General features: G+C 38.4%; 17 protein-coding genes. 12 read left to right on the top strand and 5 right to left on the bottom strand.

Annotation, left to right across the window (positions count from 1 at the left end):
* Positions 1 to 123 precede the first annotated feature (123 nt).
* Both rnt and gloA read right to left on the bottom strand, forming a co-directional pair.
* Positions 124 to 786: a ribonuclease T gene (gene rnt / locus KPF51_RS06575; RefSeq protein WP_211599569.1), complete on the bottom strand. Its 663-nt coding sequence runs from the start codon at positions 784 to 786 to the stop codon at positions 124 to 126.
* A 90-nt stretch (positions 787 to 876) separates the two neighbouring features.
* Positions 877 to 1284, bottom strand: a complete 408-nt coding sequence (gene gloA, locus KPF51_RS06570) for a lactoylglutathione lyase (RefSeq protein ID WP_005717189.1) — start codon at positions 1282 to 1284, stop codon at positions 877 to 879.
* A 113-nt stretch (positions 1285 to 1397) separates the two neighbouring features.
* On the opposite strand from gloA, the gene KPF51_RS06565 reads away from it, so the two are divergent.
* A complete protein-coding gene (locus KPF51_RS06565; protein ID WP_061405912.1) occupies positions 1398 to 3872 on the top strand; it encodes a GDYXXLXY domain-containing protein in 2475 nt (824 codons plus the stop codon).
* Between the two features lie 41 nt (positions 3873 to 3913).
* Here KPF51_RS06565 and cmoA read toward each other — a convergent pair whose 3' ends face one another.
* Both cmoA and KPF51_RS06555 read right to left on the bottom strand, forming a co-directional pair.
* Entirely contained in the window at positions 3914 to 4639 is a 726-nt protein-coding gene (gene cmoA / locus KPF51_RS06560; protein ID WP_064661116.1) for a carboxy-S-adenosyl-L-methionine synthase CmoA, read from the bottom strand.
* A 65-nt stretch (positions 4640 to 4704) separates the two neighbouring features.
* On the bottom strand, positions 4705 to 5223 hold the full coding sequence (locus KPF51_RS06555) for an isoprenylcysteine carboxyl methyltransferase family protein (protein ID WP_005722973.1): 519 nt from the start codon (positions 5221 to 5223) through the stop codon (positions 4705 to 4707).
* A gap of 218 nt (positions 5224 to 5441) precedes the next feature.
* Here KPF51_RS06555 and aspS point away from each other — a divergent pair, with 218 nt between their 5' ends.
* From aspS to ruvB, 8 genes are all read left to right on the top strand, one after another.
* Positions 5442 to 7208 carry an aspartate--tRNA ligase gene (aspS, locus tag KPF51_RS06550; RefSeq protein WP_010906950.1) on the top strand — a complete coding sequence of 589 codons (1767 nt, stop codon included), beginning with the start codon at positions 5442 to 5444 and terminating at the stop codon, positions 7206 to 7208.
* Between the two features lie 63 nt (positions 7209 to 7271).
* Positions 7272 to 8057, top strand: a complete 786-nt coding sequence (locus KPF51_RS06545; RefSeq protein ID WP_005754451.1) for an RsiV family protein — start codon at positions 7272 to 7274, stop codon at positions 8055 to 8057.
* A 4-nt stretch (positions 8058 to 8061) separates the two neighbouring features.
* On the top strand, positions 8062 to 8586 hold the full coding sequence (nudB, locus tag KPF51_RS06540; RefSeq protein ID WP_313903925.1) for a dihydroneopterin triphosphate diphosphatase: 525 nt from the start codon (positions 8062 to 8064) through the stop codon (positions 8584 to 8586).
* Positions 8573 to 9313, top strand: coding sequence for a YebC/PmpR family DNA-binding transcriptional regulator (locus KPF51_RS06535; RefSeq protein ID WP_005722965.1), 741 nt, complete (start codon positions 8573 to 8575; stop codon positions 9311 to 9313). Before nudB ends, KPF51_RS06535 begins: the two co-directional genes overlap by 14 nt.
* A gap of 85 nt (positions 9314 to 9398) precedes the next feature.
* Positions 9399 to 9809 carry a hypothetical protein gene (locus tag KPF51_RS06530; RefSeq protein WP_005722963.1) on the top strand — a complete coding sequence of 137 codons (411 nt, stop codon included), beginning with the start codon at positions 9399 to 9401 and terminating at the stop codon, positions 9807 to 9809.
* Positions 9810 to 9890: 81 nt separating this feature from the next.
* Positions 9891 to 10463: a crossover junction endodeoxyribonuclease RuvC gene (ruvC, locus tag KPF51_RS06525; protein WP_005751719.1), complete on the top strand. Its 573-nt coding sequence runs from the start codon at positions 9891 to 9893 to the stop codon at positions 10461 to 10463.
* A 63-nt stretch (positions 10464 to 10526) separates the two neighbouring features.
* On the top strand, positions 10527 to 11141 hold the full coding sequence (gene ruvA / locus KPF51_RS06520) for a Holliday junction branch migration protein RuvA (RefSeq protein WP_005754448.1): 615 nt from the start codon (positions 10527 to 10529) through the stop codon (positions 11139 to 11141).
* Between the two features lie 18 nt (positions 11142 to 11159).
* Positions 11160 to 12167, top strand: coding sequence for a Holliday junction branch migration DNA helicase RuvB (ruvB, locus tag KPF51_RS06515; protein WP_005757065.1), 1008 nt, complete (start codon positions 11160 to 11162; stop codon positions 12165 to 12167).
* Positions 12168 to 12225: 58 nt separating this feature from the next.
* On the opposite strand, the gene KPF51_RS06510 is transcribed toward ruvB, so the two are convergent.
* A complete protein-coding gene (locus tag KPF51_RS06510) occupies positions 12226 to 12546 on the bottom strand; it encodes a DUF5339 domain-containing protein (protein WP_005754446.1) in 321 nt (106 codons plus the stop codon).
* A gap of 459 nt (positions 12547 to 13005) precedes the next feature.
* Between KPF51_RS06510 and KPF51_RS06505 the strand changes: the two genes are divergently transcribed.
* The 3 genes from KPF51_RS06505 to KPF51_RS06495 are packed head-to-tail and all read left to right on the top strand — an operon-like array spanning position 13006 to position 15829.
* Positions 13006 to 14568, top strand: coding sequence for a cytochrome ubiquinol oxidase subunit I (locus KPF51_RS06505; RefSeq protein ID WP_005722953.1), 1563 nt, complete (start codon positions 13006 to 13008; stop codon positions 14566 to 14568).
* Positions 14569 to 14582: 14 nt separating this feature from the next.
* Complete coding sequence (gene cydB, locus KPF51_RS06500; protein WP_005717141.1) at positions 14583 to 15719, top strand: cytochrome d ubiquinol oxidase subunit II; 1137 nt, start codon at positions 14583 to 14585, stop codon at positions 15717 to 15719.
* A gap of 11 nt (positions 15720 to 15730) precedes the next feature.
* On the top strand, positions 15731 to 15829 hold the full coding sequence (locus tag KPF51_RS06495; RefSeq protein WP_005717140.1) for a cytochrome bd oxidase small subunit, CydX/CbdX family: 99 nt from the start codon (positions 15731 to 15733) through the stop codon (positions 15827 to 15829).

The raw sequence follows: 15829 nt of genomic DNA, 5'->3' as shown, positions 1-15829 counted from the left end.
TATGTGTCCTTAGGTTATTAAGTTATGTTTTTTTTAAAAGAGTTCTAAATTTACTTAAAAAAAATAATTTGTCTATCTTTTTGCATAAAAATGGTGATAAAACAGATTTTTTATGCAGAATAATCATTTCTTTTCGTTAGCTTGTTGGTGTGGAAAACCACCTAAATGTTTTAAATGATTCACCATATAACAGAACAATTCAGCAGTCCGCTCTGTATCGTATAACGCAGAATGGGCCTGTTTACCATCAAAAGCAATTTGAGCGGCTTGGCAAGCTTTAACCAAGACGGTTTGTCCAAACATAAAACCACTTAACGTTGCGGTATCAAACATACCAAAAGGATGAAATGGATTGCGTTTGACGCCTGTTCGTTCTGCTGCGGCCATTAAGAAACTTTGATCAAAGGCCGCATTGTGTGCCACGATAATAGAGCGTTGGCAGTCTGCTGCTTTTTGTGCTTTACGAACCATTTTGAAGAGCTCTGTGATAGCGACTGTTTCACTGACTGCCCCTCGTAATGGATTGTGAATATCAATCCCATTAAACTGGAGTGACTCGGGGTTAATATTAGCACCCGCAAAAGGTTCAATGTGAAAATGGCAAGTTTGATCGGGGACTAAAAGACCCTCTTCGTTCATTTTGACTGTAATGGCGGCAAGTTCAAGTAATGCGTCAGTTTTCGCATTGAACCCTGCAGTTTCAACATCAATAATAACCGGGAAATAACCGCGAAAACGATGTTTTAATAAATGGGTATTTGCTGCTTCAGCTTGTATTTCTGTCACCTTATTATCCTATTTGAAATAATATAGCGTGGACAAAGGCCACGCTATAGAAATTTTTTTAAAATTGACCGCACTTCATGAGCGAGAAACTTAATTACCTAAGCCAGATTGCGCATGTTTATTTTCAATAAATTCGATTTTGTAACCATCAGGATCTTCGACAAACGCAATCACTGTTTTTCCACCTTTCACTGGACCGGGCTCACGGGTGATTTTACCGCCTGCTTGTCGTACCGCATCACAGGTTGCATAAATATCCTCAACGCCAATCGCAATATGACCATAAGCCGTACCCAGTTCGTATTCAGTCACGCCCCAGTTATAGGTTAATTCTAATACGGAGGCATTCTCTTCATCGTCATAACCAAGAAATGCCAACGTATATTTATACTCCGGATTGTCACTTGTACGCAGTAAACGCATACCTAAAACCTGTTGGTAAAACTGGATTGAGCGCTCTAAATTTGTTACGCGCAACATTGTATGTAAAATTCGCATTATCCCCCCATTTTGATTTTTATGAACCTGAAAAATTTTTGCCAAAATTGGAAATGATTATGCCATAATCATCGTGAAAAATCATTATGTTCTCTAACTAGAGGAGCGAGTATATGCAAAATACGACGTTGTTTCATTTATCTTGGCGGAAATATCTTACTCTCTTATTTCTCCTGCTAGGAACCGGCTTTTTTGCAAGTGGCGTGATTACTTGGATTGCGGCAAATTGGGACTATTTTTCTCGCTTTGAAAAGCTTTATGGAGTACAAAGCCTCTTTGGCGTTTCTATCCTTTTAAGTGTCTTTTTTTATTACTATGAAGCGAAAAAAAAGCAGGTTACTTCTGTACTTCCTCTTGTTTTTGCTTTTCTCGCTGCGGTATTGCTTGGGGCAATATTCGCTTTAATTGGGCAAACGTATCAAACGGGCGCTGACCCTTGGGAACTTTTCGCTATTTGGTCTATTTGCCAAATTCCGTTTTTGCTGTTATTTCCTAATGTAGCAAGTGCCTTATTATTATTGGTCACGGCAAATGTGGCTTTATCTTTAGCTATTTCCCTGCTCGGTGATATCGTGCACATGATGATCTTTTTAAATATGCTGTTTCTCGTGTGCTATGAATATTTTGGTGAGCGTTTAAGAGATCAGAATTGGCGCATTTTACCTAAGATCGCGTTGCTTATCTTAGTGTTTGCCTTTGGTTGGGCGCTGATCGTCAACAATAGCGTGCTGTTGTCGTGGTTATTGAGTGCAGGGCTTGTCTATTATTATAAAGAGCGTCGTTTTGACTTTCTTAATTTAATCGTTTTATTTTTCTATTTAGTCGTCAGTATTTGTACGAAAGTACTATTAAGCTCAGGGGAAGATTTTTTATCAGATATCTTTTTGGTAACGATATTGGCATTTGGTGGCACGATTGGTGCGATTATCACGTTAATTAAGTGGTTTAAGTGGCATAATCCTACTGCTTCTCGAGTCACTTGGCATATTTATCCACTCTTTATTTTATTAATTATATTTTGTACTGGCCTACTCCTTATTACTTTATTTTTCTCATTTGGTTTGGAAGATGAACAAGATCTTATCTATCCGAGTATCCTTTTTCTTATCGTTGCCTTAGTAATGCATTTTAATCAAAAAGAAAAGGCAGACTGGTTTGATATTGCCATTGATATGTTCATGGCAACAGGTTTTATTCTGTATTTCATTTTTTTCCTTTTTGATGGAGAAAATGACCTTTATCTTGCGTTAATGGCAATACTATCGGTCTTTTTGTATCAATTACGTTCATCAAATTGGCTACGTTTCTTAATTGCATCACTCTTTATCATCGCGTTTTTAGTTTACATTGGTTTTTTTGATTTGAGATGGTATGCCTATTATGAAGAGCATTTAGGGCAATTTGTGTTATCTGCACAACAGTGGATAATTCTTGGTGGTTTGCTACTTTATTACTTTTTTTCGTTAAGTGAGGAAAGACCGTATACGATAAAGCTATTACCTATTGCTTGGGCAATGTTGTTAGTCGGTTTGGCTATGAATCTTGACATATTCAACCGTTGGACATTTCTTGATACTGCACAACAGACACCAGAAATGTCTGATTTAAATGACTGGTTTCATGTCATTACTGGGTATTTTTTTACGGCGCTAACCTCTGATACTTGGTTGATAAAGAGTCTACATTTATTGATATCTATCACCCCGATTATATTTTTTGTGTTAATAAGTCGACGTTTTGAGTTAGCTAAGTTTCTGTATGCTAGCGTACTATTGACTCTTCTCGCACTGTGTTTGGGTTTTATTGCGGTGAATGAAACCCTAGCGTGTATTTCTTTGTTATTGTTGGCTTATTTAAGCGTTAGCCGAGTATTATTTGCGCTCGCGTTGTTGGGCGTGATCATGAATTTGAGCTATTACTATTATCTCTTGAGTATCCCTTTATTACATAAATCTTTCTTACTCATGGGAGTAGGCATCGTTCTGGCACTAGTTACGTTTGTTTTATCACGTTATAACAAGGCACCGCAGGCAACATTACAAGCTGAATCGCACAATACGTTTCAACCACAAACAATGTTACGTAAAAAACTAGGATTCACTTTGTTGGCGACATGTTTGATTGCCTTTGCCACGAATTATACTATTCATAAATATGAAGATATTTTAACGAATGGTGAGTCAATTATTTTAAAAACGGCACCTGTTGATCCGCGTTCCTTGATGCAAGGGGATTATATGACGTTGAACTATGAAATCTTGGCAGACATTAGTGAGGAATGGGGAAAAAATTTAGAAGAGGAAAAAACACAGTATTTTATTTATGCGTTGTTAAAACGAGACAGCCTAGGGATTGCTACCTTGTGTCGTCTTGAAACCAAAGCACCTACAACATTTGACGGGTGTACACCAAATATTTACTTACCGGTGAATGTCGCGATGTGGTGGCCACGTTTACCAAGTCAAGACTACTTTTTTGCCGAGGGAAAAGGTGAATATTATGCACAAGCTGAATATGCAGAATATCGCTTTAAAGGGGGAAAAGCGTTGTTGTTCCGCTTACTAGATAAGAACTTAAAAGCATTATAAAACAAAAGGCGGTAGTGAACCGCCTTTATGTTGTATGCCACTTACTTCACCGCAATCATTGAGCCAAAATTAAAGCATTGAAACCATAATTCCACTTGTTGAAAACCGACTTCAGCTAAACGTATTTTATGGGCTTGAATGCTGTCTGTACGCATCACATTTTCAAGTGCGGTGCGTTTTTGGCTGACTTCAAGTTCACTGTATCCATTCGCGCGTTTAAATTGATGATGTAAATCAATCAACAAGGCATTCATGTTTTGATCTTCAAAATGAAATTTCTCGGATAGTACCAAGATCCCATTCGGTTGTAAGCCTTGGTAAATCTTACTTAATAAGGCTCGACGATCTTCAGGTGGCAGAAATTGCAAAGTGAAATTTAAAATTACCATGGAGGCATTTTCGATTTCGATATGGCGTATATCATCACAAATAATGTCCACAGGTATTGTACTTTGATAGGCACTAACATGCTGGCGACAACGATCGACCATGGGTTGTGAGTTATCAACACCAATGATCTTGACGCCGGGCTGATTAATATGACGACGTGCAGATAATGTTGCTGCACCACGCGAGCACCCCAGATCATAGACGTTGCTATTCGCCGTAACAAAGCGTGATGCCAACATCCCAATAGCGGTAATGATGTTGGCATAGCCGGGAATAGAGCGTTGGATCATGTCGGGAAAGACTTCAGCTACGCTTTCATCAAAAGTAAAATCCCCCAATTTAGCAATGGGAGTCGAAAATAGAGTATCTTTTGTCATAATGTGTTAAAGACCGAGAAAAAGTGCGGTCATTTTAGAAGAAGTTTCGACCTATCACAAATAAATTATGATTTCGGGAATAAATGCGCCATGGCACTTTCTTCTTGTTTAATACGCACGCCTAGGATAAGCAAATAAATGGGTAATCCAATCAATGCGGTATATTTTGCTTGGCAGAAAAGCGATAAACCAATTAACTCGGGAATAATGTTTAAGAAATAATTCGGGTGACGTACGTATTTAAATAAGAAAGAGCGGTTAATGTGATGTTCCGGTAAAATGTAAAGTTTTACTGTCCAAATCTCTTTCAGTTCATAAATCACGTAAAATAGCATGGCGATCGCAAAGACTAAAATCGCCAGCCCTATTTGTGAGGTGCTATTAAATGCTGTGTTTTGGTTATTAGCTTCAATGATCGCGGCGAGATAAAATACAACATGGGCAATGGATAACAGCGTAGAATTGCGTTTACCATATTGTATTGCACCTTTTGCAATCAATGCTTTTTCATGGCGGATTGAAATAGACAGACTATAAAAACGGATCGCTAAAATACAGGCAAAAGTGATATTGATAAATAACATGTGGTTATCCTTAACATAATTTTATTCCAATAAAGTGGCGTAATATAACAAAAAATCCGATGATATGGCATGGAAATACGCCTTTATTTTGAACGTTCATCGCTTTTCTTTTTCTTATTGGTTGATTTGTAAGCATAAATAACCTTTTTATCTCTCTTGGTTTTCCGCTATAATTGAGTGAATTTTTGAGCATAATTAAGAGTACAAAGGATTTTGAAATGATGCGTACACATTATTGCGGTGCATTAAACCGTGACAATATCGGACAAGAAGTAACATTGAGTGGTTGGGTGCATCGTCGCCGTGATTTAGGTGGGTTAATTTTTATTGATATGCGTGATCGTGAAGGGATTGTACAAGTGTGTTTCGATCCAGTATATCAAGAAGCACTCACCACAGCAGCAAGTTTACGTAATGAGTTTTGTATTCAAATTAAAGGCGAAGTGATTGCCCGCCCAGATAATCAAATCAACAAAAATATGGCAACAGGCGAAGTGGAAGTGTTAGCAAAATCCCTGTCTATTTATAACAGCGCAGAGCCATTACCTCTCGACTTTAACCAAAATAATACGGAAGAACAGCGTTTAAAATACCGTTATTTAGACTTACGTCGCCCAGAAATGGCGCAACGTTTAAAAACACGAGCCAAAATTACCAGCTTTGTGCGTCGCTTTATGGACGAACATGGTTTCTTAGATATTGAAACACCGATGTTAACCAAAGCAACGCCGGAAGGAGCTCGTGACTATTTAGTACCAAGCCGAGTACATAAAGGTAAATTCTATGCATTACCGCAATCACCACAGTTATTTAAACAATTGTTAATGATGTCAGGGTTTGACCGTTATTATCAAATTGTGAAATGTTTCCGTGATGAAGATTTGCGTGCGGATCGTCAACCTGAATTCACTCAAATCGATGTAGAAACCTCTTTCTTAACGGCACCAGAAGTGCGTGAGATAATGGAAAAAATGGTACATGGTTTGTGGCGGGAAACCCTTGGGGTAGATTTAGGTAAATTCCCCGTGATGACCTTTGCAGAAGCGATGCGTCGTTTTGGCTCAGATAAACCTGATTTACGTAATCCATTAGAAATGGTGGACGTAGCGGATTTATTAAAAGAGGTTGAATTTAAAGTATTCAATGGTCCAGCGAATGACCCTAATGGTCGTATTGCCGTCATTCGTGTACCAAATGGCACAGACATTACGCGTAAACAAATTGATGAATACACGCAATTTGTTGGGATTTATGGGGCAAAAGGTTTGGCTTGGTTAAAAGTCAATGATCTTGCTGCGGGGATGGATGGCGTACAAAGTCCAATCGCAAAATTTTTATCTGAAGCGGTGTTAAAAGCCCTTTTAGAGCGTGTACAAGCACAAAACGGCGATATTCTTTTCTTTGGTGCGGATAACTATAAAGTAACAACTGATGCAATGGGCGCGTTACGTTTGAAGTTAGGACGTGATTTGGGCTTAACGAAATTAGAAGAATGGCAACCACTTTGGGTGATTGATTTCCCAATGTTTGAGCGCGATGATGAAGGTGATCTTGCCGCTATGCACCACCCATTTACTTCACCAAAAGATTTCAGCCCAGAACAATTAGAAGCGGATCCAACTTCAGCCGTTGCTAATGCTTATGATATGGTGATTAATGGTTATGAAGTGGGTGGGGGATCGGTGCGTATTTTCGATCCGAAAATGCAACAAACGGTATTCCGTATTTTAGGGATTAATGAAGCAGAACAACGTGAAAAATTTGGTTTCTTATTAGATGCGTTAAAATTTGGTACACCACCACATGCAGGCTTGGCTTTTGGTTTAGATCGTTTAACGATGCTATTGACTGGAACGGACAATATCCGTGATGTGATTGCGTTTCCGAAAACCACAGCCGCCGCCTGTTTAATGACAGAGGCGCCGAGTTTTGCAAACCCACAAGCATTGAATGAACTGTCAGTTCAAGTAATTAAATCTGAATAAAGTTTATAAAAGGTGCGGTTATCATAACTGCACCTTTTCATGTAAATTTATTGGGAGGTAATTATGCGTTATGCTATCTTATTGATTCCTATTTTTTTATTAATATCATGCTTTGATAAACTACCATTCCTGAAAGCAAATAATACCTCTCAAGCCTCGCATGACACGATTGCTATCCAGTCCGATTTTTATATTTTAGCTCAGCGTTTTCAATGTGTTAACGTTAAACTTGATGTTGGTTCAACAGAAGAACATTGCGCGAATTTGAGCTTGATATCTCAAAAAACCAATGTCGATTGGCTCAATACGTTCTTGGATAATCTTACTTTAAGTATATTGATTGAAACCAAATCCTCTGAGCAAGGTATCGAACAGCTCGTACAAAAGTGGTTTAATGACGTGTTGCCAGAATTAGAACTTAATCAAAGCTGGGATTATTCGCGAGAGATCCATTTTATTGGACAGCGTGAACAATTAGCGACATTTTCTGTGATCACGAGTTACTATACGGGTGGTGCGCATGGCATGTATGATACACAGTTTTTAAATATTGATTTAACCAATAAGCAAATTTATACACTAGACGATATTTTGGTTTCATCAGATAAACGTTATCAGTTGATTGAATTATTGCGTGAAGCGAATTTAGCTCGTTTAAAAACATTAGGAATATCGGATTTTTCTATGCATGATGAACTCGAGCTGACGGATAATTTTGTCTTTACAATTAATGGATTAACATTCCGTTATCCTGTTTATACATTAGGTTCTTATGCAGATGGTGAAATCGATTTAGTGCTTCCTTATCGCCAGTTAAAGGACATTATTAAACCTGAATTACTATATTAATGGGATGAAAATGTATAAGAATCCGCATAGTGTCTTAGTGGTCATCTTCTGTTATAGCACACAACGTGTTCTCATGTTACAACGACAAGATGATCCGACATTTTGGCAATCTGTTACCGGTTCTTTAGCCTTAAATGAGTCACCAAGAGAAACTGCGATAAGGGAAGTGAAAGAAGAAGTCGGAATTGATATTCAGTCAGAGAGCTTAGCGCTTTTTGATTGTGAAGAAAGGATAGCGTTTGAAATTTTTCCCCATTTCCGTTATAAATACGCACCAAATGTCACTCATTGTCTTGAACACTGGTTTTTGCTAGGGCTTGCAGAGGAAAGAATACCCCATTTAACAGAGCATGTTGCTTTTCAATGGCTACCTGCAGAGCAGGCAGCGATCTTGACTAAGTCATGGAATAATCGCGCAGTAATCGAAAAGTATTTAGTGAAACAACCATTGGATAGTGGCATCTTACAGAGAATATCGAACGAGTATAATTATTTAATAAAGAAGGAAATTGAGAATGGCAGGTCATAGTAAGTGGGCTAACATTAAACACCGTAAAGCCGCACAAGATGCACAACGTGGCAAGATTTTTACTAAATTAATTCGTGAATTGGTGACAGCTGCGAAGTTAGGTGGTGGTGATGTCAATGCAAACCCGCGTTTACGTACTGCGGTGGATAAAGCCTTATCAAGTAATATGACGCGTGATACCATTAACCGTGCAATTGAACGTGGTGTGGGCGGTGGTGATGACACCAATATGGAAACCAAAATCTATGAAGGATATGGTCCTGGTGGTACGGCAGTGATGGTGGAATGCTTAAGTGATAATGCTAACCGTACAATTTCACAAGTTAGACCGAGTTTTACAAAATGTGGCGGTAATCTAGGAACGGAAGGCTCTGTTGGTTATTTGTTCAGCAAAAAAGGGTTAATTTTAATTACTTCTGGTGATGAAGATGTTATTATGGAAGCCGCAATTGAAGCCGGTGCGGATGACGTACAAGTTCAAGAAGATGGGAGTTTCGAAGTGTATACTGCTTGGGAAGAACTTGGTGCTGTCCGTGATGGTATTGAATCCGCAGGGATTAAAATTGATAATGCCGAAGTTACCATGATTCCGTCTACGACTGTTGAACTTGACGCAGAAACTGCACCGAAATTGTTAAAGCTGATTGATATGCTAGAAGATTGTGATGATGTACAAAATGTTTATCATAATGGCGAAATCAGTGATGAAATAGCGGCTATGCTATAGATTATTCTATTAAATGCGATTTATTTAATAGTGATTTTACCGATTGTATCGTGCATACAATTGATCATTTATTTTAGGAGAACTTATGAAATTAACTCAACTTTTTGCAAGCTTAATGGTTGCTGGCGCATTAACTGCCTGTGCACAAAATGGTGCGGACATGAAAAAAGCGATGGAAATGAAATCATCTGAGCCAACATTTGAAACAGCAGCTTATTTTTGTGATGTGAAAGGTAAGAAAAATCAAGTTGTTTCAGCCACGTATACATTTGTTAATGGTAAAGCAGATAGCGCAACAGTAACAATTAATCGTCAAGTTGTTGGTCATGAAATGAAACTCGATAGCACTTATCAAGATGGTGTGCGTTTCGTAGAAGGGAACAAAGTCTGGTCATTAGATAATGGCTTTGCAGCAAGCACAGTCGGCACAACTGCTGCAGTAATGTTTACTGACAACAACAAAATCCTAGCTAAAAATTGTACTAACGCAAAATAATGTGTGTTAACAATTTTTCGGCATAGATGAAAATAATGGATTTACAGTAAAATGTAGATCCATTTATTTTTGGGGCAAGTAATGGCAATTATTTTAGGCATCGATCCTGGCTCTCGCGTAACTGGCTATGGCGTTATACGTCAAGCGGGTAGGCATTTAGAATATTTAGGTAGTGGCGTGATCCGGACGTCTGTTACAGATTTACCAACTCGTTTGAAACGGATCTACATGGGGGTAAATGAAATTATTTTGCAATATCAACCGGATATGTTTGCTATTGAAGAAGTGTTTTTAGCCAAAAATGCCAATTCAGCTTTAAAACTTGGGCAAGCAAGAGGTGCCGCGATTGTTGCCGCAGTTAATCATGATTTGCCCGTTTTCGAATATGCGGCGCGCTTAGTCAAACAAACGGTAGTAGGGATTGGTTCTGCAGATAAAATTCAAGTACAAGATATGGTAACACGGATTTTAACTTTATCTGAAAAACCACAAGCCGATGCGGCGGATGCGTTAGCGATAGCGATTACGCATGCCCATTCTCTTCAACACGCTTTCCATGTTACAAATAGTGCACAAGCGACAGAAAAACCAGAAAAAACGACCGCACTGCTTAAAGCGCGATACAGCCGAGGACGCTTTCGTTTAAAAATTTAACTGGATGTTCATCCAGTTTTATTTTATGCTATACAACAAAATAAATGATGTGATGAGGAAGATATGATTGGTCATTTGACGGGACGTTTAGTTGAAAAACACCCTCCTGAGATTTTGTTAGATGTGCAAGGCGTTGGCTACGAATTATTATTACCGATGACCAGCTTTTATCAGCTTCCCGATATTGGTCAACAGACAGCTCTATTTACTCATCTTGTTGTGCGTGAAGATGCACATTTACTGTTTGGTTTTTCGCAAAAAACCGACCGCACTTTGTTTCGTGAATTAATCAAAACCAATGGTGTAGGACCTAAGCTCGCTCTGGCTATTTTATCAGCCATGTCAGTGGAAGAGTTTGCTTATGCGATTGAACGTGAAGAACTTTCTAAATTAGTGAAGATTCCTGGGGTTGGTAAGAAAACAGCAGAACGTTTATTAGTGGAATTAAAAGGGAAGTTCAAAGGCATTCAACAAGAAGACTTCTTTATTGAAAGTCAACATCTTAAACAGCCTGAACATGCCTTAAATGAACAAGATATCCCTGCCAGTGAAGCTATTTCTGCGCTGATTGCGTTAGGTTATAAAGCCGCAGAAGCTGAAAAACTGGTGAAAAAAATCAGCAAGCCGGCACTTTCTAGTGAGCAACTTATCCGTGAAGCATTAAAAGCCGCCTTATAATCTTTAAGTGAAAAGAACATGATTGAAGCAGATAGAATTATTAGTACAAGTGCGAAAGGCGATGAAGAGTATATTGATCGTGCGATTCGTCCAAAATTGCTAAATGATTATGTTGGACAACCGCACGTCTGCGAACAAATGGCGATTTTTATTCAAGCGGCTAAATTGCGCCAAGATGCTTTGGATCATTTATTGATTTTTGGTCCACCTGGGTTAGGTAAAACCACATTAGCCAATATTGTAGCGCATGAAATGGGTGTGAATATTCGTACTACTTCAGGACCAGTATTAGAAAAAGCGGGCGATCTTGCCGCAATGCTTACGAATTTAGAACCACATGATGTGCTATTTATTGATGAAATTCATCGCTTATCCCCTGCGATTGAAGAAGTGTTATATCCAGCGATGGAAGATTATCAATTAGATATTATGATAGGTGAAGGACCTGCGGCTCGTTCAATCAAGTTAGATCTTCCACCTTTTACATTAATTGGGGCAACAACACGTGCGGGCTCGTTAACATCGCCGTTGCGTGATCGTTTTGGGATTGTACAACGGCTGGAGTTTTATGCAGTGGAAGATTTAACTTCGATCGTAGCGCGTAGTGCAAATTGTTTGAATTTATCTATTTCCGATAGCGCGTGTTATGAAATTGCACGTCGTTCAAGGGGGACACCTCGAATTGCTAATCGTTTATTAAGACGCGTGAGAGACTTTGCAGATGTCCGTCATGCCGGCATTATTTCAGAAGAAAGTGCTAAAGCCGCATTGTTAATGTTGGATGTGGATGATGCAGGTTTTGATTATTTGGATCGCAAACTGTTAAATGCTGTGATTGAACGTTTTGACGGGGGACCTGTAGGATTAGATAATCTTGCTGCTGCGATTGGAGAAGAACGAGAAACGATAGAAGATGTGCTAGAGCCTTATTTAATACAGCAAGGCTTTTTACAGCGTACACCTCGAGGACGTATGGCAACCTCAAGAACGTACCGTTATTTTGGGTTAGAGAAATTAACAGAATAAGACGAGCGAAACATTATTAAAAAAGCGTGTTAATGAAAAATTAACACGCTTTTTTAGTTTATTGCTGTTTGAGAGTATTTAACTTAGTTAAAGCAAAATCGCAACTTTTAATTTGAGTGGCTAATTCCATCTCGAGAATTTGTTGTTTGCTTTGGTTGAGTTTGCTTTTAATTTTACTCACTTGGGTATGTGTACCCGGCTGTTTTTCTGCCTCGGCAATTAAATCCTCGGTTTCTTTGAAAAGTTTTTCACACTGTTGAGGAACTGCAGCATTGGTATTGGTTTTAATTTCAGCAGGTTTGCTTGCATGAACAGGTGAAGTCACCAACGCGCTTGCCGCGAAAAGTGCGGTCAAAATGAACGAAAATCTTCTTTTCATTATAATACCTTTAGATTCTTTTATTTTCTGAGGATCAATCGCTAGGAAAAGTAACAAAATACATAGGATATGTCTAGTGTTTTGTCGTTTTTTTATCCAAACCGTGATTTTTATTTCAGTAAGCGTTGCTAAAATGTTAATAAAATTTATAATTTGACCTGTATCAATTCTTAGAGTTCTACATATTTTTCATTATTTTTGATTTAAGTATAAAAATGTGATCTATGTGTCATTTTTTTATATTTTTAATCCTTATGTTTAGTAGTAGAATAGATACCGAAGTTGGGTTGCCTATATAATGATAAACTATTCAACTGTAAAAATGATTATACATCATAGTGTTATAGTTGTGATTGTGAAGGTAATTCAAGGGGTCTACTTAGGGAATTTCTTTAAGTATTGGGGGTGGTTACTTTGTAATCATTTTGTAGGAACTTGTAGCATTTACAAGGAGTTGAGATGTTGGACGTTGTTGAACTCTCTCGATTGCAGTTTGCATTAACTGCGTTATATCACTTTTTGTTTGTGCCATTAACACTAGGTTTATCGTTCATTCTAGTGATTATGGAAACGCTCTATGTAGCCACAGGCAAAGAAGTTTATAAAGATATGACAAAATTCTGGGGTAAGTTATTTGGTATTAACTTTGCTCTCGGTGTCACAACTGGTATTACAATGGAATTCCAGTTTGGTACGAACTGGTCATATTATTCTCATTATGTGGGAGATATTTTTGGTGCGCCTCTTGCAATTGAAGCATTATTGGCATTCTTCTTAGAGTCGACTTTCGTTGGTTTATTCTTCTTCGGTTGGGACAGATTATCAAAAGGTAAACACTTAATTGCGACATACTGTGTGGCATTTGGTTCAAATTTATCCGCAATGTGGATTCTTGTTGCAAACGGTTGGATGCAATACCCTGTCGCTTCTGAGTTTAATTTTGAAACCATGCGAATGGAAATGACCAGTTTTATGGATTTATGGTTAAACCCAGTTGCACAAAGTAAATTCTTACATACTCTCTCTGCAGGTTATGTGAGTGGTGCAATGTTTGTATTAGGGATTAGCGCTTATTATATCTTGAAAGGTCGTGATCTCGGTTTTGCTAAACGTTCGTTTTCTATTGCTTCCACTTTCGGTGTGATTTCTATTTTCTCGGTGATCATCATGGGTGATGAATCTGGTTATGAAATCGGTCAAACACAACCTGTGAAATTAGCAGCAATGGAAGGGGAATGGCATACTCAACCTGCACCAGCTGACTGGAATTTACTTGTAGTGCCAAATCAAGCAGAGAAACGTAATGATTTTGCTATTCAAATTCCTTACGCTGCAGGGATTATTGTGACACGTTCTTTAGATAAACAATTTGCGGGTCTTGCTGATTTAGAAGCGTTGAATGTGGAACGTGTACGTAATGGTGTTCAAGCATATGACTTGTTACTTCAATTACAAGCACAGAAAAAAGCAGGTCAAATCAGTGAAGAAACAAAAGCACAATTTAATGCTGTCTCTAAAGATCTCGGTTTCGGTTTATTATTGAAACGTTATACCGACAAAGTGGTTGATGCGACTGAAGAGCAAATTAAACAAGCTGCGGCAGATACAATTCCAAATGTGGGACCTACTTTCTGGTCTTTCCGTATCATGATGGCAGCAGGTGGTTTATTACTTCTTCTTCTGGTTGGTGCATTTGTACAAAATGTGCGTAAAACAGTGGGAACAAAACCTTGGTTCTTAAAAGCGCTTTTATGGTCGATTCCATTACCATGGATTGCAATTGAAAGTGGTTGGTTCTTAGCTGAATATGGTCGTCAACCTTGGGCGATTTATGAAGTGTTACCAGTTGGTGTGGCTAACTCTGCACTCACAACAGGTGATCTTTGGTTCTCCATTGGATTAATCTGTGCACTTTATACCTTATTCCTTGTAGTAGAAATGTATTTAATGTTCAAATACGGTAGATTAGGACCAAGTTCATTAAAAACAGGTCGTTACTACTTTGAACAATCATCTAAATAAGTAGGAGCCTGATTATGATTGATTATGAAATTCTACGCTTTGTTTGGTGGATCTTGATCGGTGTATTGCTTATTGGTTTTGCAGTAACTGATGGTTTTGATATGGGTGTTCTAACTTTGTTGCCTTTTGCTGGTAAAAAAGAAGTGGAAAAACGTATCATGATTAACTCCATTGCACCACACTGGGACGGTAACCAAGTTTGGTTATTAACAGCTGGTGGCGCAATGTTTGCCGCATGGCCGATTGTGTATGCCACCTCTTTCTCTGGTTTCTATATCGCCATGATTTTAGTTTTAGCGGCATTATTCTTCCGTCCTGTCGGCTTAGAGTATCGTGCTAAAATTGATAATCCAACCTGGCGTACATTATGGGATTGGGGATTATTCATTGGTGGTTTTGTCCCTTCGCTAGTTTTCGGTGTGGCATTTGGTAACTTGTTACAAGGTGTACCATTTGAATTCAACGAATTATTGCAAGTCAAATACACAGGCTCATTCTTTGCATTATTAAATCCGTTTGCGTTACTTTGTGGTTTAGTGAGCTTAGCAATGTTAACAACACAAGGTAGTGCTTGGTTGCAAATGAAAACAACTAGCGAATTACGTCATCGTGCTCGTAGCATTACACAAGCTGGTGCCGTTGCTACAATCATTACTTTTGTGCTTGCTGGTGTTTGGTTATATTTCAAAGACGGTTTTGTTGTGACATCTGTGATTGATCATAACGCCCCATCAACTCCATTTGGTAAAACTGTGGCGATTGAAGCGGGTGCATGGTTTAATAACTATAAAGACATGCCGATTTTATGGATTTTCCCTTTACTAGCGGTGGTAAGTGCAGTATTGAACATTTTAGCCTCTAAAGCAGATCGTTCAGGTTTCGCGTTTTTATTCTCATCCTTAACGATGGCGGGTATTATTTTGACTGCGGGCATTTCTATGTTCCCATTCGTGATGCCATCCATTACGCATCCTGAATTAAGCTTGTTAATGTGGGATTCTACATCAAGTAAATTGACATTAACCTTAATGCTCGGTTTTGCACTTGTATTTGTTGTAATTTTACTTGCATACACGATTTGGGCGTATTGGAAAATGTTTGGTCGTCTCGATAGTCAATTTATCGAAGAGAACAAAAACTCATTATACTAAGGAGAAATATTATGTTTTATGTCATTTGGGTATTGGGTGTTTTGTTTACGGTGATGTTAGCCGCGGTAATTACTATCGGTATTGAGAAAACCGGTAAATTTGATGAGTAA

The organism is Pasteurella sp. XG20, assembly GCF_018968665.1.
GTDB classification, from domain to species: domain Bacteria; phylum Pseudomonadota; class Gammaproteobacteria; order Enterobacterales; family Pasteurellaceae; genus Pasteurella; species Pasteurella multocida.
Note: the sequence above shows the minus strand (reverse complement) of the source record. Positions and strands in the feature narration are given on the sequence as shown.